The organism is Larkinella knui (assembly GCF_003858645.1).
Taxonomy (GTDB): Bacteria; Bacteroidota; Bacteroidia; order Cytophagales; family Spirosomataceae; genus Larkinella; species Larkinella knui.
The window spans coordinates 1961710-1981961 of sequence record NZ_RQJP01000001.1 but is presented as its reverse complement, the minus strand read 5'-3'; the positions used below and the strand labels follow the sequence as shown (position 1 = coordinate 1981961).

Annotated in this window: 21 protein-coding genes; 6 read left to right on the top strand and 15 right to left on the bottom strand. The window is 51.5% G+C overall.

Annotation, left to right across the window (positions count from 1 at the left end; genetic code table 11):
- Positions 1–63: 63 nt before the first annotated feature.
- Positions 64–534, bottom strand: coding sequence for a Dps family protein (locus EHT87_RS08010; RefSeq protein ID WP_124905567.1), 471 nt, complete (start codon positions 532–534; stop codon positions 64–66).
- A 183-nt stretch (positions 535–717) separates the two neighbouring features.
- Between EHT87_RS08010 and EHT87_RS08005 the strand changes: the two genes are divergently transcribed.
- The gene (locus EHT87_RS08005; RefSeq protein ID WP_124905565.1) at positions 718–1680 is read left to right on the top strand and encodes a YihY/virulence factor BrkB family protein; all 963 of its coding nucleotides are present in this window, start codon (positions 718–720) and stop codon (positions 1678–1680) included.
- Positions 1681–1686: 6 nt separating this feature from the next.
- Here the strand turns inward: EHT87_RS08005 and EHT87_RS08000 are convergent, their stop codons facing one another.
- From EHT87_RS08000 to EHT87_RS07980, 5 genes are all read right to left on the bottom strand, one after another.
- Complete coding sequence (locus tag EHT87_RS08000; protein ID WP_124905563.1) at positions 1687–1890, bottom strand: hypothetical protein; 204 nt, start codon at positions 1888–1890, stop codon at positions 1687–1689.
- A 93-nt stretch (positions 1891–1983) separates the two neighbouring features.
- Positions 1984–3717 carry a glutamine--tRNA ligase/YqeY domain fusion protein gene (locus EHT87_RS07995; protein WP_124905561.1) on the bottom strand — a complete coding sequence of 578 codons (1734 nt, stop codon included), beginning with the start codon at positions 3715–3717 and terminating at the stop codon, positions 1984–1986.
- Between the two features lie 65 nt (positions 3718–3782).
- The gene (locus EHT87_RS07990; protein ID WP_124905559.1) at positions 3783–4379 is read right to left on the bottom strand and encodes a bifunctional nuclease family protein; all 597 of its coding nucleotides are present in this window, start codon (positions 4377–4379) and stop codon (positions 3783–3785) included.
- Between the two features lie 113 nt (positions 4380–4492).
- Positions 4493–5455, bottom strand: a complete 963-nt coding sequence (locus tag EHT87_RS07985) for an electron transfer flavoprotein subunit alpha/FixB family protein (protein WP_124905557.1) — start codon at positions 5453–5455, stop codon at positions 4493–4495.
- Between the two features lie 135 nt (positions 5456–5590).
- Complete coding sequence (locus EHT87_RS07980) at positions 5591–6328, bottom strand: electron transfer flavoprotein subunit beta/FixA family protein (protein WP_124905555.1); 738 nt, start codon at positions 6326–6328, stop codon at positions 5591–5593.
- 183 nt (positions 6329–6511) lie between these two features.
- Here EHT87_RS07980 and EHT87_RS07975 point away from each other — a divergent pair, with 183 nt between their 5' ends.
- Positions 6512–6838: a tetratricopeptide repeat protein gene (locus EHT87_RS07975; RefSeq protein WP_124905553.1), complete on the top strand. Its 327-nt coding sequence runs from the start codon at positions 6512–6514 to the stop codon at positions 6836–6838.
- A gap of 56 nt (positions 6839–6894) precedes the next feature.
- Positions 6895–7740, top strand: a complete 846-nt coding sequence (locus EHT87_RS07970; RefSeq protein WP_124905551.1) for a sugar phosphate isomerase/epimerase family protein — start codon at positions 6895–6897, stop codon at positions 7738–7740.
- A gap of 80 nt (positions 7741–7820) precedes the next feature.
- Here EHT87_RS07970 and EHT87_RS07965 read toward each other — a convergent pair whose 3' ends face one another.
- From EHT87_RS07965 to EHT87_RS07950, 4 genes are all read right to left on the bottom strand, one after another.
- Entirely contained in the window at positions 7821–8930 is a 1110-nt protein-coding gene (locus tag EHT87_RS07965) for an oxidoreductase (RefSeq protein ID WP_124905549.1), read from the bottom strand.
- 85 nt (positions 8931–9015) lie between these two features.
- The gene (locus EHT87_RS07960; RefSeq protein WP_124905547.1) at positions 9016–9594 is read right to left on the bottom strand and encodes a Crp/Fnr family transcriptional regulator; all 579 of its coding nucleotides are present in this window, start codon (positions 9592–9594) and stop codon (positions 9016–9018) included.
- A gap of 28 nt (positions 9595–9622) precedes the next feature.
- Positions 9623–10450 carry a hypothetical protein gene (locus EHT87_RS07955; protein ID WP_229320889.1) on the bottom strand — a complete coding sequence of 276 codons (828 nt, stop codon included), beginning with the start codon at positions 10448–10450 and terminating at the stop codon, positions 9623–9625.
- A 246-nt stretch (positions 10451–10696) separates the two neighbouring features.
- A complete protein-coding gene (locus EHT87_RS07950; RefSeq protein ID WP_124905545.1) occupies positions 10697–11671 on the bottom strand; it encodes a DUF4595 domain-containing protein in 975 nt (324 codons plus the stop codon).
- Positions 11672–11957: 286 nt separating this feature from the next.
- Between EHT87_RS07950 and glgP the strand changes: the two genes are divergently transcribed.
- Positions 11958–13616: an alpha-glucan family phosphorylase gene (glgP, locus tag EHT87_RS07945; RefSeq protein ID WP_124905543.1), complete on the top strand. Its 1659-nt coding sequence runs from the start codon at positions 11958–11960 to the stop codon at positions 13614–13616.
- Between the two features lie 11 nt (positions 13617–13627).
- On the opposite strand, the gene EHT87_RS07940 is transcribed toward glgP, so the two are convergent.
- From EHT87_RS07940 to EHT87_RS07930, 3 genes are all read right to left on the bottom strand, one after another.
- Entirely contained in the window at positions 13628–14356 is a 729-nt protein-coding gene (locus tag EHT87_RS07940; protein ID WP_124905541.1) for a hypothetical protein, read from the bottom strand.
- A 14-nt stretch (positions 14357–14370) separates the two neighbouring features.
- Positions 14371–15186 (bottom strand): purine-nucleoside phosphorylase, encoded by an 816-nt coding sequence (locus EHT87_RS07935; protein WP_124906085.1) that lies wholly within the window; start codon positions 15184–15186, stop codon positions 14371–14373.
- 238 nt (positions 15187–15424) lie between these two features.
- A complete protein-coding gene (locus EHT87_RS07930; protein ID WP_124905539.1) occupies positions 15425–16666 on the bottom strand; it encodes a BaiN/RdsA family NAD(P)/FAD-dependent oxidoreductase in 1242 nt (413 codons plus the stop codon).
- A 107-nt stretch (positions 16667–16773) separates the two neighbouring features.
- Here EHT87_RS07930 and EHT87_RS07925 point away from each other — a divergent pair, with 107 nt between their 5' ends.
- Both EHT87_RS07925 and EHT87_RS07920 read left to right on the top strand, forming a co-directional pair.
- Positions 16774–17841, top strand: coding sequence for a DNA/RNA non-specific endonuclease (locus EHT87_RS07925; protein WP_124905537.1), 1068 nt, complete (start codon positions 16774–16776; stop codon positions 17839–17841).
- Between the two features lie 134 nt (positions 17842–17975).
- Entirely contained in the window at positions 17976–18467 is a 492-nt protein-coding gene (locus tag EHT87_RS07920; protein ID WP_124905535.1) for a helix-turn-helix transcriptional regulator, read from the top strand.
- Here EHT87_RS07920 and EHT87_RS07915 read toward each other — a convergent pair.
- The gene (locus EHT87_RS07915) at positions 18464–19189 is read right to left on the bottom strand and encodes an alpha/beta hydrolase family protein (protein ID WP_185716159.1); all 726 of its coding nucleotides are present in this window, start codon (positions 19187–19189) and stop codon (positions 18464–18466) included. The two genes, EHT87_RS07920 and EHT87_RS07915, sit on opposite strands and share 4 nt — an antisense overlap.
- A 103-nt stretch (positions 19190–19292) precedes the next feature.
- Positions 19293–20246 carry a hypothetical protein gene (locus EHT87_RS07910; RefSeq protein WP_124905533.1) on the bottom strand — a complete coding sequence of 318 codons (954 nt, stop codon included), beginning with the start codon at positions 20244–20246 and terminating at the stop codon, positions 19293–19295.
- Positions 20247–20252: the final 6 nt, after the last annotated feature.

Sequence of the window (20252 nt, the reverse complement as noted above, 5' to 3'; positions counted from 1 at the left end):
AAAAGATACTATAAACCCCGGCTTCCGTCAGGAAACCGGGGTTTATATTGAAAGCTCGTGCTACTAGGATAAATACTTCCGAAGCATCCAGGCCATTTTTTCGTGGGCTTCCATCAACGCGGTCAGGAAGTCGGCCGTTCCGGCGTCGTCCAGTTCCTCACATTTGCTGACGTCTTCCCGCAGCTCGCGAATCGATTGTTCATGATCATCCAGCAGCCGTTTGAACATATCTTCCGTTTTTATTTCGGCACTTTTGTCTTCCTTCAGGCTGGTATACTTCAGGAAATCTTCCATGGTCGACAGCGGCCGTCCGCCCAGCGTCCGAATCCGTTCGGCTACTTCATCAATGGCTTGTTCGAGTTGTTTGTACTGTTTCTCGAAAAACTCGTGGTATTCCAGAAAACTTGGTCCGCTAACGTTCCAGTGGTACTTGCGAGTTTTGATATACAATACATGCTGATCGGCCAGCAGGGCGTTCAAAAGCTCGTTAACTTGTTTAAGGGTGTCTTGATCAAGACCAATGTTAAGTTTCATGTTGTGTGATTTGTACGATGTCTTACCAATAAAACCGGCTTTCTGTAAGCGGTCATCTTGAAAACCACTGAGAAGCCGGTTTGTTTACCGAAAGGCCCAAACAACGCCCTGGTATTCTGGTTTACGTACTGACAGATTAGAAACGAGCACGGTGAGACCACTGGCAATCTGATCGACAACGTTATGGCACAACCAAACTACAAACGATTCTTCAGCGATGCCTGGATCCTGCTGAAGGGGGCGTTCACCGGTTTCAGCGACGACCGGGGCCTGAAACTCAGCGCTGCCCTGGCGTATTATACGGTATTTTCGCTCGCTCCTTTGCTGGTGCTTCTCATCTCGATCACCAGTATTTTTTTTGGCGAAGAAGCCATCCGGGGGCAGGTTTTTTCGCAGATCAACGGTCTGGTGGGTAATCAGGCGGCTAAACAGATTCAGGATATGATCAAGAGTGTCGAGCTGTCGGGTAAAACCAATGTGGCACTCATTTCCGGTATTGCCACACTGCTGCTTGGTGCCACCAGTATTTTTATTGAAATTCAGGATTCGATCAATCTGATCTGGCGGGTAAAACCCAAGCCTAAACGGGGCTGGCTAAAAATCGTGAAAGACCGGCTTTTGTCGTCCTCACTGATTGTTAGCCTGGGCTTTTTGCTGATCGTATCGCTGGTGGTCAACGGGGTTATTCTCGCACTGAGCGAAACCCTGATGGGCTTTTTACCGGATGTAGCCGTGATATTTGCCCAAATCCTCAACGCCGTGATCAGTTTCGGGGTTATATCGGTCCTGTTCGGCGTGATTTTTAAAGTGCTGCCCGATGCCAAAATTGCGTGGAAAGACATCCGCTGGGGCGCTATTTTCACCGCTTTGCTTTTCATGATCGGCCGGTATTTGATTGGTCTCTATATCGAAACCACCGGAACCGGTACAACCTACGGAGCTGCGGGTTCACTGATTGTTATCCTGGTCTGGATCTATTACACGGCAGCAATTTTATACTTCGGGGCCGAGTTTACGCAGGTTTATGCGGAACATTACGGCATCAAAATCGAACCCGCTGACTATGCGGTTTATGTCGAACAAAGCGAAAAAGAACGGGAAGTGAGTGAATTGCCTCCGCAGAAAAATACGGAAACCGCTAAATAAAGACGGTTATTTCAGGTTGGCGTACCCGTATTCTTTCCGCAGGATTTCCTTTAAAATCACCTCTTCCTCATAATCCAGACCCGTGACGGTCAGATGGGTGGCATCGGGTTCAACGGAAATCGTGTGTTCTTTATTCTTATTCAAAAAAGGCATGCGTTTTTCAAGAACCTCGGCTGCGTCCTGCTGTAATTTTTCCTGCTGTGGGCTCATTTTGGGATGGCTTAATTCTAAAACTAGTCGAATAGCCCTATAAACAGACGGTTCAATGACGAACCGTCTGTTTGAATTCAGGGTTGAAATTGGTCACGATTTGCGCTGTTCCTTCGCCCAGGTATCTTTCAGCGTTACCGTCCGGTTAAAGACCAGTTTGACTTCGGACGAATCCGGGTCGATGCAGAAATATCCTTTGCGGATAAACTGAAAGCGATCGCCGGGTTGTGCCGTTTTCAGCGTGGGCTCAACGTAGGCCCGAACGATTTCCAGCGATTTTGGATTGATAAAGTCCTTGAAATCACCTTCTTCCGCCGACGGATCTTCGCTGGTCAGCAGCCGGTCATACAGCCGGACTTCCGCTTCGACCGCGTGGGGTACTGAAACCCAGTGAATGGTTCCTTTGACGTTGATGCCCGATGTATCCGAACCGCTCCGGCTTTCGGGAATGTATACGCAGCGGAGTTCCAGCAACTCACCGTCCGCATCTTTTACGACGTCTTCGCATTTAATGATGTAAGCCCCCTTCAGACGGACCATGCCGCCGGGCGATAACCGGAAGTATTTTTTAGGCGGATTTTCCAGAAAATCATCCCGCTCGATGTACAGTTCCCGCGAAAAAGGTACCATGCGGTGGCCGCTCTGGGGATCTTCGGGATTGTTTTCAATCGCTACCTCATCGACCTGTCCTTCGGGGTAATTGGTCAGAACCACTTTGATCGGTTTTTCGTCGACTACCGCCATGACGCGCGTGGTGGTTTTATTCAACTCCTCGCGGATGCAGAATTCGAGCAATCCAACGTCGATCAGATTATCGCGCCGGGCAATTCCGATCCGGTCGGCAAACTCACGAATACTGGCCGGTGTATACCCGCGTCGTCGTAAGCCCGCAATCGTGGGCATCCGGGGATCGTCCCATCCGTTCACGTGGCCTTCGTTGACCAGTTGCAGCAGTTTCCGCTTACTCATGACGGTGTACGTCAGGTTCAGCCGCGCAAACTCAATCTGGCGGGACGGAAAAATCTCCAATTTCTCGATATACCAATCGTAAACCGGCCGGTGTACGACAAACTCCAGCGTGCAAAGGGAATGCGTAATCTGCTCGATGGAATCCGACTGTCCGTGCGCAAAGTCATACATTGGATAGATGCACCAGGCATCACCCGTGCGGTGGTGATGAACGTGTTTGATGCGGTACATGATCGGGTCGCGGAAGTGCATATTCGGCGAGGCCATATCGATTTTGGCCCGCAAAACTTTGGCACCATCCGGAAATTCCCCGGCTTTCATCCGTCGGAACAGATCCAGGTTTTCTTCCACCGGGCGCGTACGATATGGGCTGTCTTTGCCGGGTTCGGTGGGTGTACCTTTCTGAGCCGCAATTACTTCCGCCGACGAATCATCGACGTAGGCGTAACCTTTCTCGATCAGCTTTTCGGCAAAGCTGTACAGCTGGTCGAAATAATCGGACGCATAAAACTCATTTTCCCATTCAAATCCCAGCCAGCGAACGTCGGCTTTGATCGACTCAACATACTCGGTATCTTCCGTAACGGGGTTGGTATCGTCGAAACGCAGGTTGGTTTTTCCGCCGTACTTATCCGCCAGTCCAAAATTGAGGCAAATGGACTTGGCGTGACCAATGTGCAAATACCCATTCGGCTCGGGTGGAAACCGCGTGTGTACACGTCCTCCATTTTTACCGCTGGCCAGATCTTCTTCAACAATTTGCTCGATAAAATTTAACGACCGTTCCGCTGGCGCATCGCTCCGGCGGGCTGATTCGTCAGCAATACGAATATCCGTATCTTTGGGTATTTCAGGCATACCGCAGTAGTCAGGTTGTGAAAATTCTAAATTACGACCCAGGATTGGCTTTGACAAAAAGAAGCCTAATTACGACGGCTCATTTCGTCCCGAATTTTGGCCGCCTTTTCGTATTCCTCCTTCTTGAGGGCTTCGTCCAGCGATTGCTGTAATTCGTCGTAGGTCATATCTTTCAACTGTTCGGTCAACGAACGCGACGAGCGGGACGATGCTGGTTGGGGAACAAGCTCTTCTTCCTCCGTTTCGTCGGTGGCGCTGGCGGTGATGCCAGCTTCTGAAAGAATGGATTCGTAGGTGTAAATCTGAACGTTGAAGCGGATTCCAATCGCAATGGCATCGGACGGGCGGGCATCGACCACGGTTTCGCGCGTACCATCAGTACAAACAATCCGGGCGAAGAAAATCCCTTCCCGAAGGTCAGAAATCACGATTTCGCGAACGGTAAATCCAAATTTATCGGCAAATGATTTGAACAGGTCGTGGGTCATCGGGCGGTTGGGCACAATCTTCTCAATCTCGATGGCGATGGCCTGAGCTTCAAACATACCGATAATGATCGGCAACCGGCGGTTACCATATTCTTCACCCAATACCAACGCAAATGAACCCGACTGCGATTGGCTGGGTGATAAACCTAAGATTTCAAGTCTAATCTTCTCCACGGCGCAAAGTTAATATAGTTTGGGAGTTTAGCAGTTTGCGGGTTTAGGAGTTTTTTTACCAACTACTAAAAAAATCCTGATCCTGTACCCGCTAAACTCCCGAACTCGCAAAATTACAGCTCTTTCACCGCTTTTGTCAGCCGGGGCAGCACATCGAACACATCGCCGACGATGCCGTAATCTGCGGATTTGAAAAACGGTGCATCAGAATCTTTGTTGATAACTACAATGACCTTCGATGAGTTCACGCCCGCCAAATGCTGAATAGCTCCGGAAATACCGCAGGCAATGTACAGATTCGGGCTGATTTTGATGCCGGTTTGCCCAACGTGTTCGTGGTGGGGCCGCCAGTCGAGATCCGAAACCGGTTTGGAGCAGGCCGTGGCCGCGTGCAAGGCTTTGGCCAGATCTTCGACGATGCCCCAGTTTTCCGGACCTTTTAGTCCGCGGCCTGCCGAAACGACCAGGTCCGCTTCTGGCAGCAGAATGTCGCCGGTGGCTTTTTCAACGTTGGTTACTTTCACCGCAAAATCGGCCTCGTTCAAGGTCGGTTTGAAGGCTTCAACCGTCGCCACGGCGTCCGTTTCTTCGGGCGTAAGGGTGTTTTTTTTAATCGCCAGAATTTTCGTGTCAGCTGTCAACGCTGTGAAGGCGAAGGCTTTGCCGGTGAAAATGCTGCGCTTGACCCGAAAACCGTTCGACAAATCCGGCAGTTCGATCACATTGGCCGCCAGACCGGCTTTGAGTTTTCCGGCCAACCGGGCCGCCATCGAATCGCCCAGCGACGATTTGGCCAGCACGATGATGTCGGCCCCTTCCTGGTGAGCGGCTTCGGCCACAACACTGGCGTAAGCCATTGCGTTGCCTTCGTTCAGTTTCGGGTCGCTGGCGTGCAACACTTTCGTTGCACCAAACCGCCCGGCTTTCGCCAGTTCGTCGGCATTTCCCTCGCCCAGTACAATGGCGGTGGCGGATGATCCGGTGAGTTCGGCCACTTTTGACCCGTAGTATATGGCTTCGAGCGATGACTTTTTCAGCGCTCCTTCATCGAGTTCGGCAAAAATTAAAACAGACATTTTAGAGAGAATTATAAGGTTATGGAAGGGGCTGTTTCGCGGAGTTAGGGGAGGCAAAGGGAGGGGAGCGGAGTAAAAAGAAAACTAGTTCTTTGCTTAACTCCTTTCTTCTCCGCTCAACTCCGCGAAACAACTCTAGAGTACTTTTGCTTCGGTTCTCAGCAACTTGATCAACGTTTCGGCTTCTGAAGCGGGAATCATTTTGCAGGCTCCGCGGGCGGGTGGCAGTTCGTAGTTGGAAATTTGGGTTAGCGTATCCTTTCCCGTGGGTTCAACTACTTTGAGCGGTTTGGTCCGGGCACTCATGATGCCCCGCATGTTGGGGATTTTCCATTCGGCGATTGGTTCCTGACAACCCAGAACCAGCGGCAGGCCCGCTTCGAGTTCTTCGTGTCCGCCTTCAATTTCCCGGGTAATTTGGGCGGTAGTGCCTGCAATGGCCAGCTTCATCACCGGCGAAATGGAAGGAATGCCCAGCATCTCACCGACAATACCGTGAACCTGACCACCATTGTAGTCGATCGATTCGCGGCCCATCAGGATGAGGTCGTAGCCGTTTTCCTTCGCAATGGCGGCAATCTGTTCGGCTACAAAATAGGCATCGGTTGGCTCCGCATTCACCCGAATGGCGTCGTCGGCACCAATGGCGAGGCATTTCCGGATGACGGGTTCGGCGTCGGATTCGCCCACATTCAGAACGGTAACCGTGCCACCGAGTTGTTCTTTCAGTTCGACGGCCCGCGAGAGGGCATAGTCGTCGTAAGGCCCGGTTATGAATTGCACCCCCGCTTTATTGAGTTTGGTATTGTTGTCCGTGAGCGTAATTTTGGTGATGGTGTCCGGCACACTGGTGACACACACTAAAATTTTCATGTTGTCTGTGGTTTAGTTATACTGACTGCAAAATTACAAACTTGTCGGAATAAACGTATGCTTGCATACTATTATTTGGTGATTGATTTACGGTTCACGGTTTACGGTGGCTGACGCGTTCACAAGCTGCGTCAGCCACCGTAAACTGAAAACTGAAAACCGTAAACTGTAAACGAAAGCCCCATGAATAACATTCGAATTAAGCAGTTGCTTGAGTTTATTGAAGAACAACCGGACGATCCGTTCAACCTGTATGCGCTGGCGATGGAATACCGGGACGAGGCTCCGGGGCAGTCGCTGGACTATCTGGAAAAATTACTCGACCAACACCCGGCGTATTTGCCGACGTATTACCACGCGGCTGCGCTGTATGCCGAACAAAATAATCGTTTGAAGGCCGAAGAAATTTATACGCGGGGAATAGCCCTGGCCAGGGACCAGAAAAATGAGAAGGCTTTTCAGGAGTTAAACCGGGCCTACCGCTCATTTCAGGACGATGACGACGAATAGGGGTACAGTAGGCCGTACGGGTTTCGTACTTATTAAGACAAATCTACGATACGATCATGAAAAAACAGTTCCTGCTGACTTCGTTGGTCTGCCTGATGGCGGTGGCAGCGTTTGGTCAACGATTTGGTAAAACCCTGAAAGATACGCCCGGTATGGTGTCGTATACCATGCGCAATGAATTTGCGAAAGATATGCCCGGCACACTCGACAAAATCAAGGCGATGGGCATTACAAACATTGAATTTTCGAGTCTCTTCGGAAAAACGGCCGCCGAAATCCGCGCCGAACTCGACAAACGCGGCATGAGGTGTTCCAGCCACGGCGTTGGCTACGACGACCTGATGAACAAAATGGATATGGTGACCGGGAATGCTAAAACCCTGGGTGCCAAGTATGTCCGGCTGGCCTGGATTCCCCACACTGGAAAATACACCCTGGAAGCAGCCCAGAAAACCGTCAGTGATTTCAATGAAATTGGCAAAAAGCTGAAAGACAAAGGGTTCACGTTTGTGTATCACAACCACGGATTCGAGTTTGAACCCTACGAAAATGGAACCCTGTTCGATTACATCGTTCAGAAAACCGACCCTGAAACGGTGAGCTTTGAAATGGATGTGCTGTGGGTGTATTTTCCCGGTCAGGACCCGGCCAAATTACTCGAAAAATACCCGAAACGCTTCAAGCTGATGCACATGAAAGACCTCAAGAAAGGAATTCAGGGAAACATGTCGGGCGGCACACCACCGGAAAATGACGTAGCGCTGGGCACGGGGCAGATCAATCTGGAGGCTGTTTTGAAAGCCGCTAAAAAATCGTCGATCGAATATTTTTACATCGAAGACGAAAGTCCGTCGGCGCAGCAGCAGGTGCCGCAGAGCCTGGCGTATCTCAAAACGATTTGATGGGATGGGCACACGGATGCAACAGATTGACACGGCTAAAATCAGTTTTGATTCGTTGCATCCGTTCGATCCGTGTGCCCCTATGAATGTCCTTCGAAATACTTCCGCGTAGTCGCCAGCGAAACCGAGGGTTTGATCATTTCTTTTACGAACGGGACTACTTTCTCCTTCCGCAAAACCTTTTTCGGAAAATCCGGATTGGCGATTGCGTAGCGGCCAATGGCTAGCAAATCTCCGTGACCTTCGGTCAAAATGGATTGGGCAAGTTCCAGATCGTGCAGGCCGCCGTTGGCGATTACCGGGCAATCGAGCAGTTGCCGGGCAATTCCGGTCGATGAACTACCGTCGGCATACACACATTCCCGTTGCCAGCCTCCGCCTTCCGCAGCGATGTGGAGGTAATCCGGGGCGGCTTTTTTTACCTCCCCAAAAAGCGCTTTCGCCATGTCGGCGCCCTCTTCCCAGCGATACGCCAGGTTATTCACTTTCCCTTCCGACAACCGCAGCCCAACGATAAATCCGGCCGGAACCACCGCCCGGATTGCGGCACTAATTTCGGCCACAAACCGGAAGCGGTTTTCAATCGAACCGCCGTATGAGTCCGTCCGCTGATTCGAATACGAAGTGATAAACTGATCCGGCAGATAGCCGTTGGCACCGTGAATCTCAACGCCGTCGAAACCGGCTTCAACGGCATTTCGGGCCGATTGAACGTAACCGGCAATGGCGGTTTTGATGTCGCTCACCGTCATCGCAACCGGTGTGGAGAACGCACTCTTTCCGCCGGACGAAGCCGACGGTTTTCCGAGCGGCTTGATGGCCGAGGGTGCCAGCGTTCTGGTCAACACCTGCGACAGGGCTCCGGCGTGCATCAGTTGACAAATAAAAACCGTGGGGTACTTTTTGACCTGTCGGGTGATTTTTTGCCAGGCTAGAACCTGCTGGCGGGTGACGATTCCGGGTTGGTTGGGATTGCAGATCGAAGCGATGGCGTCGGTGTAAACACCTTCGGATAGGATTGCCGCAAAACCGCCTTCCGCAAAACCTTCGTAGTAATTGCCCATTTCAGGGGTTGGAATACCGTCGCTGGTGGCGCTGATGCGGGTCATGGGAGCCACCACAAACCGGTTTTGCAGGGAATGATGACCGAGTTGACTTGTATCGAAAAAAGAACGTTGTGACGGGTTCATTTTGGGTTCTGTTTATGAACACAAAGTTCCGCCTGTCCCGCGTCTTTGTTCTGAATGCAGATGAAGAAATTGACTAAAACCAGGTTTATAAATTGGCCTTTTCCCGTCTTAGTTTGCTCAGAAAAACCGGCGTGATGCCCAAATACGAAGCGATGTCTTTCAACGGAATCCGCTGAACGAGTTGCGGATAAGTTGCCAGAAATTGCTCATACCGTTCTTTGGCGGGAACGCTCAGATTTTTGATAATCCGCTGGGACGTTGCGATCAGCGCGTTCTGGTTGAGGAGCCGGAAGAAGGTTTCCATTTTGGGAACCGCCAGATAAAGGGCGTCCAGAGCCGGTTTGTCGATGATCAGCACCGTGACGGGTTCGAGGGCCTCGATGTTGAACGACGACGGCGAGTTGTTGAGAAAACTGTCCAGGTCACCCGCCCAGTGGTCTTCCGTCGAAAACCGCAGGATGTGATCGTTGCCCTGATCATCGGTATGGTACGACTTCAGGCAACCGCTCACCACAAAACTTTCGTACCGGCATACATCGCCCTGCTGGAGCAGAAATTGCCTTTTTTTGAGTTTCCGAACCGTAAAAAGGGAGGAAGCCCGGGCAAATTCCGCATCCGTCAGCGGGGTCTTTTTCTCGATATGATGGCGCAAAACATCAAACATGGGTCTGAAATTAAGCCGAATAGAACGTTTATCGGTTGTTTAACGGAAAATTAAAGCCAAACAGGTATTTGTATTGCAGTGAATAAAAATGATGCGTAGCCAGGCCCCGGTGATCGGCACCAAGCTTGGTGTTGGTATAATCAACCCAGGCGCCCTGCAGGTCGGTTTGTAAAAAGAAATACTTGAGAATATCGAGTTTGAACCCTCCGCTTAGCGCTGCTACAACGCCGTGGTAGTGGAAATAACCGGGATCTTCGTTGCCCAGCACGGTCGAAATGGTGTACGAAATCAAAGGCCCGGCTCCCGCTTTACCAATTGCACTCAGGTGAAAGGCTCTGGAATGCCAGAGTTGTTGCCGCTTTACCAGATTGATCATCAAATAGTTATTCCCATTGGTGTGCTGTAAATGCACAAAACCGGGGGTAACGAGCGTGTCTTTATCAATCGGACGCTCCCTGATCTGCCCTTTTACATGGATTACCTGATTATCGGTAACGATGTACTTGAGGTGGTCCCAGCTTACCTCGATGCCCAGATCGCGTTTGTCGTTGAAAAAATAACCCAGATTCGCGTCGTATTGGGGGATGGTGAGGCTGGTGAGCTTATAAAAACTTCTCAAGTCAGACCGGTCATGGGCCTTCGCATCGATGAACGTAAAGTCGTAGTTGTCCGTCGTTGTATTGCGAAAACGGATCGTGCTTTTGGTATACCAGTCGCGGTTGTAACCCCAGGTGAAATACAGACTCCCTCGCTTTTTAACGGGTTTAGCAGAGAGTTCAGGAAGTAACTGTTGGGCTAAAACCGGTAGCAATGAACACACCAATAGACTGGTGAGCAGTAAAGATTTACAATTCATACAGGACAGATCAAGTGACGGTGGTGGCAATCGTAATCGATAACAAATGCTAGGTAAAGCGTAATCAGCCTGATTGAGTTCCTGAACTCCCGTCTTTGAATTTTGGCCAGTGGTTTACAGCGCCGAATTTCGATGCTAACGAATGAGCCCCTTTTTCGGGCCAACCAACCGGATACTACCAAAAAACCGCTTTGTTACGTTGCGGAATAGCAACCAACAAAGCGGTTTATAAAGGCAGAAGGAAGCTTACAGACTTACGCCGAGGTACGACACATTGTAATCATAAGCCTCCGTTTCGAGCAATTGGGGGTATTGATCGTCGAAACGTTTCCGTTCCGTTACATACCCATCGGCGTTCAACGAGTACGTAAAATTCGACCCGTGATAGCCCATGCCTTCCACATGCCAGTTGGCGGAAGCCAATAAGTTCTTACTCATTTTGCCGTAAATTTTCAGATACCGTTCCGGAATTGCCTGCGCGTAATAGTCGATGTAACTGTATGGAGTTGGCTGCAGAATCCAGTTGAAGTTCGTCGGATATTTATCCTCTACGTACTCGATCACGTTGATCTTGCCGGGGTTTTGGTTTTGACGCGCATTATTTTCCAGGTATTTCAATGAAATGGTATACCAGGGGTTTACCTTCGACATCGGTTCCCAGTAGGTCGTTACCAGATCCAGGTTGCCCTGCGCATTGTAGCTGTATTCCGTCCGGGTACCCGCTTTGTATTTCTCTCCGCAGCTGATCAACTGACCCTTGGCATTGTAGGCATATACCCAGGTTCTGGTGCGGAACGGGTCGTTCAGATTTGAATTAAAAGGCGTTTGTAACACTTTATAGTCGATTTGCTCCGACTCGTAGCAGCGATTGGTAGCCGGGTCGATCAGGTACGTATCCTTGAACGCCATTTTGCCGTACCGGTAGGAGATGGCCTGGATCGTATTGCCCGAATAGGTATAATCGCGGTGGAAATCGGCACCCTGAGTCACTTTTTGCAGCCGACCATCCGGGTAGTAGGTTAAAACCGCATTGCCTTGTTTGATTAACGTGTACTTTTTTGCCATGTTCACCACGATTATATCATCAGCGGCTTTTTTCGATGAAGAATTGTCGAGTTGTGGTTGATCGGGTGTGATGGCACTGTCTTTCTGGCAGGAAACCAGCCCGACTGAAAGGGTCAACCCAATGACCAGGGCGATTTTTTGAATGGAATGATACATGATGTGGAGATAGATGAGTAAATGTTGATTACGCTGCAAAGGTGGACTGAACCCCGGAAGTAACCGCGTCGAAATGGATAGTGGGTCGTCCTCAGTACACAACTCGCCGGAAATCGCCCTTTTTGAGTGATCTGGCCTGACTCGAAAACCTTTTGGTGAAGTGCACCGTTTTAACCACTTTCGGGCTCTCTAACTTATTCCCGGTTTTCCCCCTGGGCCAACCGGTCTTTACTTTAACTAGCTTATCAGCCGATTGAATGGCTGGCTTATTCCGTAACGTATACGAATGACAAAATCGAACCTGCCTCAGGCGTTCCGCCATCCTTACAAATTTGACCCTCAGTTCGCAAAATCCGTTGCCTATTTTTCGATGGAATTCGCCATCGACCAGGCTTTGAAAACCTATTCCGGTGGCCTGGGCTTTCTGGCCGGTTCGCACATGCGGAGTGCCTACGAGCTGAAGCAGAATGTAATCGGTATCGGAATCCTGTGGAAATATGGCTACTACGACCAGACGCGGAAAACCGACAATGCGATGGATGTGCTGTTTCGGGAAAAAATATACAGTTTTCTGGAAGATACCGGTATTCAGTTTACGATCGAGGTGCATCATACGCCGGTTTGGGTGAAGGCCTATTACCTTGATCCAAAGCATTTTAATACGGTTCCGATGTTTTTTCTGACCACCGATATCGACGGCAACGACTGGCTGGCCCGTTCCATTTCTCACCGGTTGTATGACAGCATTACGTCCGCCAAACTTGCCCAGTGCATGGTGCTGGGGCTGGGCGGGGCCCGGCTGCTCGATGAACTGGGCTACGAACCGGAGGTCTATCACCTGAACGAGGCCCATGCGGTTTCGGCGGCTTTTCACCTCTATCAGAAGTATGGAAGTGCGGAGGAAGTTCGTCGGCGGATGGTCTTTACGACCCACACTCCCGAAGAAGCGGGGAACGAAAAGCACGACATCAACCAGCTCAACGTCATGAGTTTTTTTGGGAAGGTACCGCTGGAGACCGTGCGGGAAATCACCGGAACGGAAGACAATGTGTTCAATCACTCGCTGGCGGCTTTGCGGCTGAGTCGAAAGGCCAACGGAGTTTCCCGCTTGCACGGCGAAGTGTCGCGGCATATGTGGGGAAGCTATGCCGGTATTCCCGAAATTACGCACGTTACGAACGCTCAGAATCAGCGGTATTGGGCCGATACGGAACTGGAAAATGCCAGAAACCGAAATGACCTGAAGGCCATTGCCGGGCGCAAAAAAAGCCTGAAAGCAACCTTGTTTAAAACCGTGGCCGATCAGGCAGGAAAATTGTTCGACCCGGATGTGCTGACGATGGTCTGGGCCCGCCGGTTTGCCGGATACAAACGCCCCGATTTGCTGGTGCAGGACGATGAGCGTTTCCACCACCTGATGAACCATCCCAAGTATCCGATTCAGTTTATCTGGGCCGGCAAACCGTATCCGTCCGACGAAGGGGCCACCCACACCTTCAATTCGCTGGTGTATCGGAGCCATTTACACAAAAACATGGCGGTTTTGACGGGCTACGAACTGGCTTTATCGAAACAGTTGAAAGACGGTTCGGATCTCTGGCTCAACACGCCGGTGGTTACACGGGAAGCATCCGGCACGAGCGGTATGACGGCGGCCATGAATGCCGGGATCAACTTTTCGACGTTCGACGGCTGGATTTGCGAGTTTGCGGAACACCAGAAAAATGCGTTCATTGTTCCGGTTGCCGCGCCCGGTTTGTCGCCCGAAGAGCGGGATGCGCACGACCGTACCTTTTTTTTCGATCAGCTGGAAAACGAAATCCTGCCGCTTTACTACGAAAAACCGGATGAGTGGAATAAGCTGACGCTGCAAAGCATGAACGATGTCAATGCGTTTTTCAACTCGAACCGAATGGCAACGGAGTATTTCCAGAAAGTATACTGAGTACCTGGGAATTAGGCCAGTGGGAACGGCGATTTCCCTTCGTGATACACATTAGTCAGACCACCCAGCCGGGCGCGTCCCTGCCAGTCGTAGTCCAGTTGATCGAGTCCCAGCATGGCAATATCTTCCATCGTCACAATCCGTTTGTCGGGTTTGAGGGTGCCGCCAAATTCGCCGGGCCGGGCCGACGGATTCCACTGGTATTGCGGATCGACCAGCGTCCCGCGCGGATACATGATGCCCGGTTGCCCTTTTCCAATCAGGTTGAGATCCAGCGGATGGCCGTCGGGCGTACCCGGAACGAGCCCCCAGCCGTGCCCAACTTCGTGAGCCTCGGTGGTCGAGCCGTCGAAGGCCACGTTGTCGAGTCGCAGAAAACCGGTGTTGCTATTGCGTCCATCCATATACGAAATGCCGCCCAGCGGATTGTCGGTTTCCGTTTCGATCCGAAAAAACAGCTTTTTGTAATCCCGGTTTTTGGTCAGCAGCGGTCGGGGATCGTCGATGTAGATACCGGTAACCTGAAACCGGATCAGGAAATCCTGTTCGTCGAGCGAGAGAATAATTTCGGGACGATCCCAGACCCGCTCCACATTGTAGGCAATGCGTTGGGCCAGGTCATCCGATGCGACGGAACCATACAGATACAGTTGAGCTACGACCGTAAGGGTGCCGGTCGACTCGTTTTTGAAGACGTTGTGATTACCCGAAAAATCGGAAGCTGGATGGAGGACAGACATCGTTGCAATACAGTCTAGATTCGGTTCACCAATTCCTTCATCAAAGCCGTCAGCTTTGGTTCGGCTACTGCGGCTGCCGCCAGAATTTTTGGTAGACTGGCTTTTTCCAGGTTTTCCGGGATGCACAAATCCGTAATCACCGAACAGGCAAAGACCTGAATACCCATTTGATGGGCCACAATAACCTCCGGCACCGTCGACATGCCAACCGCATCAGCACCCCATTGGCGAAGCAGCCGGTATTCGGCTTTGGTTTCCAACTGGGGGCCGGCGACGCCCACATAGACCCCTTTTTGAATCGGAAAGCCCAACTCGTGCGCGATGGCAGTAGCCTTCCGGATCAGATCCGGGTCGTAAGGTTCGCTCATATCGGGAAAGCGGTCACCAAATTCAGTGGGATTTTTTCCGGTTAGCGGATTCTGAGGCAACAGCAAACTAAGGTGATCTTCGATGATCATCAGATCGCTCACCCGAAAAGCGGGATTCAGCCCACCGCTGGCGTTGGAAATCAGCAGGGTTTTGATGCCCAGCCATTTCATCACCCGGACGGGAAACGTCACCTGTTGCATCGTATAGCCTTCGTAAAAATGAAACCGCCCCTGCATCACCACCACCGGTTTGCCCGACAAGGTACCCAGGAGCAGTTTGCCCGAATGCGATTCGACGGTGGATACCGGAAAATCGGGAATGGTTTCGTACGGTATTTCAACATCGACTTTCACCTCTTTCGCCAGCGCGCCCAGGCCCGTACCGAGAATGATTCCCATCGTGGGCTGGGGTGCGTTGAAGGCTCTTATAAAGTTGACGGCTGCCTGAATCTGTTCGATCATCATTGTTTTAAGGGCCGGTTCAAAGGCCAAATGGGAACTAATCGAGTAGGTGACACAATAGTATGGATTTCTAAGCGCCTAACTTACTGTTTACCGACGAATTTGCGGCCCATTTAACAATGAACACATTAAATTCACGGGGAGTAACACCGCCAGGATTGTTGAAATCCGGGGGCGGGTTTGCTGAAAACGATCCGGGAATTTGTGACGAAGTGAAAAACGTTTACGCCAAAATCGCCTACAGTCCAATGTGTTTACCGGCCACATAGCCCGTGGTCCAGGCGTTCTGGAAGTTAAAACCGCCCGTAATACCGTCGATATTGAGCACCTCGCCCGCGAAAAATAAACCCGGATGGGCCTGACATTCCAGCGTTTCGGGATGAAGAGCGTCGGGCGAAATACCACCACAGGTCACAAATTCTTCCTTGAACGTGCTCTTTCCGGAAACCGCATAGGTGCTGTTTGTCAACAAGTTGATGAGTCGGTTCTGGGCTTTTCCGGGTAATTCGGCCCAGCGTTCGGCGGGCGAAATACCGGCCTCGGTGGCCAGCGCCGACCACAACCGGGCGGGCAAACCAAAAAGCGATTGGGTGGCAACCTGTTTTTTGGGATGCTGCTGCTTGAAGGTTTGCATCTGGTCCCGAATCTGGTTTTCGTTCAGGGCGGCCAGCCAGTTGATGCGGATTTCGTGGCGATAATCCAGCTCTGCCAGTTCGCGGGCGGCCCAGGCCGAAAGCCGCAAAACCGCCGGTCCGCTGAACCCCCAGTGCGTAATCAATACCGGACCCCGCTGTTCCTGTTTCGTTCCGGAAATCCGGATCATGGCATCCGGCACGGAAACGCCCGCCAGGGCCAGCAACGGGCTGTCGGGCGTATTGAATGTAAAGAGTGAAGGAACCGGCGAAACCAGGGTTTTGCTGGCGGGTTCCGGTTCGTCGAGCCCCGGAATCCAGCCGTACGAAACCGCCTGTGGATAACCGCCAACGGCCAGCAGAATCCGGTCGGCCACCAGGGTTTCGTCGGAAAACGTTTCGATCTGCCACTGTTCGCCAACCCGCGACAGGGATTTCACCCCACAACTGGTGCGGATTCGTACGCCGAATCGGGCGGCTTCCTGGAGTAAACACGAAATGATCGTTTCGGATGAATCGGTAACCGGAAACATCCGGCCGTCGGCTTCGGTTTTCAGGCGAACGCCCCGGTTTTCGAACCAGCTGACGGTCGATGCCGCATCGAATTGTTTGAGCAGCGGACGCAAAAAGGTTTCGCCACGCGGGTAGTTTTTGACCAGTTTCCGGTTGTCGAAACACGAATGGGTCACGTTGCAGCGCCCTCCGCCCGAAATTCGGACTTTATTCAATACCGCTTTACTTTTTTCGAGCAGCGTGATATCGGCCTCCGGAAAACGTTCTGCGGCCGTGATGGCACCAAAAAAACCGGCAGCACCTCCACCGATTACGATAATTTTTAAGCTTGACATGCAGTTCAACGGGGAGTGGGCAAGAAGGACAAAATTAATAACCTTTATCTTGTATTCAGTAACAATTATCTTCTGCCAACTATTGATTGTATTCGTAACTTAGCGCCATGTTTTTTCGTTCGTCCTCTCGTGCCCGGCGCTACTACCAGCGCGGATTTAGGTTGCGTAGCAATACGCTGGTTATTCTGTTTGTTTTTTTTCTCATTGGTCTTTTTCTGCACTACGGCGGTCGTACTGAACCCGTTGTGGCTTTCTGGAATGATATAAAAAGTCTCGTCGGCATCAAATCGTCCCGCCGGGTTTCCGAACAGAATCCGTACAAGGCACCCGAGCCAACGACGGAAGCCGAATCGGACAACACCGACACGGAAGCCAGTGACGACCGTTCGATGTTGGAGAAAGCCAAATCGGAGGGGAAAACAGCGGGCGGTATTCCCGGCGGTAATTCCCGGAAAACGCTTTTTGATTTCGAAAAAGCTGTCGATTTTACGCTGCCCGCTTTTCAGCCTACCGACGAAATTATTCGGCACGACGGCTACACCCTGCGGTATCGGGAAGACTATGAGCAGGCCGACTGGGTGTCGTATCCGTTGCTGGAAGATGAAATTCTGGGCGATGCCGAGCGGAAAAATGAGCAGTTTCAGCCCGATCCGCTGGTGGAAACCGGCTCGGCGCTGTCGTCGGATTATTCGCGCTCCGGCTACGATCGGGGGCATTTGGCGCCGGCGGGAGACTTCAAGTTTTCGAAGCAGATGATGAAGCAAACGTTCTATATGAGCAACATCAGTCCGCAGGTTCCGGATTTTAACCGCGGCATCTGGAAACGGCTTGAAGAACAGGTCCGGGTCTGGGCTTTGCGGGATAAAGGGCTTTATGTGGTCACCGGCCCGGTTTTGCGCCCCGGTTTGCCAACCATTGGCCGGAAAAACCAGATCGCCGTTCCCGAATACTACTACAAAGTGCTTCTGTATTGCAACAACCCGGACATCCGCATGATTGCTTTTCTGCTGAAAAATGAGGAGTCCGATGGTTCTTTGAAACAGTTCGTGGTGACGGTGGACGAAGTTGAAAAACGGACCGGAATTGACTTCTTTCCCAAAATTCCCGACAAAATGGAGCAGCAGCTGGAAAGTACCCGACCTTCCCAAATGGTCGCCAACTGGTTTAGTTTGTGATGTCAGTTGAACAGGCTAAAATAGCATTTCAGATAACGATTCACGCACTTTAGATAGTTTGGCATTTCGGCGGGGGAGAAACTTGAATTACTTGTAACCGATTTAAGTAATTCACCTAGTTCTCGTATACGGAAATGTACTCACAACCGACCCCGTTTAACTCGTTAAAAACCATTCTGAACGTCGCCCTGAACGGCAATAAAGACCACATCGACGCTATTTGCCATCGGATGGGAATCAACCCGAACGATTTATACAACCGCGTTTGTCAGGCAATGGAATACGGGACGGGTTATCTGACAACCCAACCCCTCGCCGAACAGGCCCGGACGATTGTTCTGCGTCGGCTCGATCACCAGCAAAGTGCGCAGATTGAAGATGTGGCCGACGAACTGGGTTTATCGGTTCGCTCGTTGCAACGCCGTTTGCAGGCCGAAGATGTTACGTTTCGCGAAATTATCGACTACGCCCGTCGCGATATTGCCCTGCGCCTGATTCGCACGAACCAGCATAATATCAATGAAATTGCCTCCGTCATGGGCTACGACGAACCCAGTTCGTTCCGCCGGGCTTTCAAAAAATGGACCGGTCACAATCCGAAAGCGTACCAGCTGACCGCCGGTTAATTTTTGGGTGCGGCTTTGAAATGGTTATCCGCAAACCGCAGATACTGAGACCAGTCATACCATAAAACATCGTGCCCACCCGGCCGGATGTGGTACCCGATCTGGCCCTGAACCGATTCATTCAGGGGCGGCATCGTTGCGGTCGGCAAACCGTTCGTTCCCAAAAACCGGTACACTCCATCGGCGGCTTTTGCTGCGGCAAACTCACCGGCCGGATCCGAACCCTTGTCGTCCTGAGCACTGGCAATATAAACCGGTCGCGGGGCAATGAGGGAAATAACCAGGTGCTGATCGAAGGGCAGAGTTGTGTCCCGGTCCATGTATTTTCGAAAATTTCCACAATACCAATGCGGGAATACCGTATTGAGTCGCCGAATGGTTTCGCCCACACCCCGCCGAAACAGCTTGGCTCCCCCCGCTCCGGACTCGTGGCTGAGCACCATCGCAAAACGCGGATCGGTGGCACCCGCCCACAAAGCCGCCTTCCCCAACCGCGACCAGCCAAATACCGCCACCCGTTTTGCATCGATGGCGGGGTCGGTTTGCAGATAGTCCATAATCCGGCTCAACCCCCAGGCCCAGGCGGCAATGGTGCCAAAATTATCGCCCTGTTTTTGAAATTCCGGATACAACACGTGAACACCGGTCGTAAACCGGGTGCTGGCTTCGTCGGAGGCAAGGTCTTCGCGGTAGGCCGTCACCAGGGCGTAACCCCGGCTCAACAGGCTGTCGACGGGCGGATGCTCAAGAAAGGGCCGAAAAGAGAAATTCTGCCGACAGTGCCCGCAGAATTTCCAGATTTAACCTGAATTTATGAACAAGCGTTTATTTTTTGGTTTCCAACTCGTTTACCCAGTTTTGGGCAAATGAACGGGCTGCCAAAACCGGCTCTTTCCCCATTCGGAACAACAGTTTCCAGTTGCTGGATTTGGTGCGGTATTCCGGATTGACAAATTCCATTTTAGAACCGCGTTTCATAAGTTGCGCATCAAAGTCGACGCTGCCGGTGAGAGCAATGAACTCGTTCAGCCGCTGCTTCAACACGGTATTAAGATTGGAAGCTGCTTTGTAGTCAGCCAGTCGTTTCTGGTAATCATCAGCTTTATGTTTCGATTTTGCCAGATCGTCTTCCAACCTGTCTGCATTCTTCGCCATTTCCTGGTGAAGCATCTTGTCGAAGTTGGCTACGTATTGCTTCTTAAACTCGTCGGGTTTCGTTTTCGACAGCGCCTGCAACCGCTTCAACTCGGTCAATTCCTTCGTTTTGGCGGTTTTTTCATCCCCTTCGGCTTCGGAAACAGCCTGTTGCAGCATCTGTATCTGACTTTGAATCATCATCGCCAGCGTGGCCGGGGGCATCTGGCTATAAGCGTTCTGAACCTGGGCAGCCTGCTGATGATAAGCCGTTTGCAGGTCATCCACGGAGGTGTTTTTGGTTCTGGCAGCCTCGCGGGTCTGTTCATCGGAAATTCCGTATTTGGATTTCAACCAATCCTGATACCGGTTTTTAAAAGCGGTTGAGCTAACGCAGGACCGAACCACGCCCCCCAGCGCCTGCACGGCGGCTACCCTTGAACCGTTCGGGATGTTCTTGGCCAGTTGCCGGACCTTCGGCGAATACGGAGCGGTGAGCTGGTCGGACGTAACGTTGGTAAAAGCCGTCTCCTGCACCTGTTCGTTCGTCAGACCCAGGTCGGTCACAATGTCGCCGGGACGGGCGGCTATCCACCACCCACCGGCGACCACTATGAACGCTACTACAAAAAAGTTCTTTTTCATGGACGT

Excerpts from the sequence above, each read along its gene's own strand:
- EHT87_RS08010 (WP_124905567.1), bottom strand. The coding sequence starts at position 534 with ATGAAACTTAACATTGGTCTTGATCAAGACACCCTTAAACAAGTTAAC.
- EHT87_RS08005 (WP_124905565.1), top strand. The coding sequence starts at position 718 with ATGGCACAACCAAACTACAAACGATTCTTCAGCGATGCCTGGATCCTG.
- EHT87_RS08000 (WP_124905563.1), bottom strand. The coding sequence starts at position 1,890 with ATGAGCCCACAGCAGGAAAAATTACAGCAGGACGCAGCCGAGGTTCTT.
- EHT87_RS07995 (WP_124905561.1), bottom strand. The coding sequence starts at position 3,717 with ATGCCTGAAATACCCAAAGATACGGATATTCGTATTGCTGACGAATCA.
- EHT87_RS07985 (WP_124905557.1), bottom strand. The coding sequence starts at position 5,455 with ATGTCTGTTTTAATTTTTGCCGAACTCGATGAAGGAGCGCTGAAAAAG.
- EHT87_RS07980 (WP_124905555.1), bottom strand. The coding sequence starts at position 6,328 with ATGAAAATTTTAGTGTGTGTCACCAGTGTGCCGGACACCATCACCAAA.
- EHT87_RS07975 (WP_124905553.1), top strand. The coding sequence starts at position 6,512 with ATGAATAACATTCGAATTAAGCAGTTGCTTGAGTTTATTGAAGAACAA.
- EHT87_RS07970 (WP_124905551.1), top strand. The coding sequence starts at position 6,895 with ATGAAAAAACAGTTCCTGCTGACTTCGTTGGTCTGCCTGATGGCGGTG.
- EHT87_RS07965 (WP_124905549.1), bottom strand. The coding sequence starts at position 8,930 with ATGAACCCGTCACAACGTTCTTTTTTCGATACAAGTCAACTCGGTCAT.
- EHT87_RS07960 (WP_124905547.1), bottom strand. The coding sequence starts at position 9,594 with ATGTTTGATGTTTTGCGCCATCATATCGAGAAAAAGACCCCGCTGACG.
- EHT87_RS07955 (WP_229320889.1), bottom strand. The coding sequence starts at position 10,450 with ATGAATTGTAAATCTTTACTGCTCACCAGTCTATTGGTGTGTTCATTG.
- EHT87_RS07950 (WP_124905545.1), bottom strand. The coding sequence starts at position 11,671 with ATGTATCATTCCATTCAAAAAATCGCCCTGGTCATTGGGTTGACCCTT.
- glgP (WP_124905543.1), top strand. The coding sequence starts at position 11,958 with ATGACAAAATCGAACCTGCCTCAGGCGTTCCGCCATCCTTACAAATTT.
- EHT87_RS07940 (WP_124905541.1), bottom strand. The coding sequence starts at position 14,356 with ATGTCTGTCCTCCATCCAGCTTCCGATTTTTCGGGTAATCACAACGTC.
- EHT87_RS07935 (WP_124906085.1), bottom strand. The coding sequence starts at position 15,186 with ATGATCGAACAGATTCAGGCAGCCGTCAACTTTATAAGAGCCTTCAAC.
- EHT87_RS07930 (WP_124905539.1), bottom strand. The coding sequence starts at position 16,666 with ATGTCAAGCTTAAAAATTATCGTAATCGGTGGAGGTGCTGCCGGTTTT.
- EHT87_RS07925 (WP_124905537.1), top strand. The coding sequence starts at position 16,774 with ATGTTTTTTCGTTCGTCCTCTCGTGCCCGGCGCTACTACCAGCGCGGA.
- EHT87_RS07920 (WP_124905535.1), top strand. The coding sequence starts at position 17,976 with ATGTACTCACAACCGACCCCGTTTAACTCGTTAAAAACCATTCTGAAC.
- EHT87_RS07910 (WP_124905533.1), bottom strand. The coding sequence starts at position 20,246 with ATGAAAAAGAACTTTTTTGTAGTAGCGTTCATAGTGGTCGCCGGTGGG.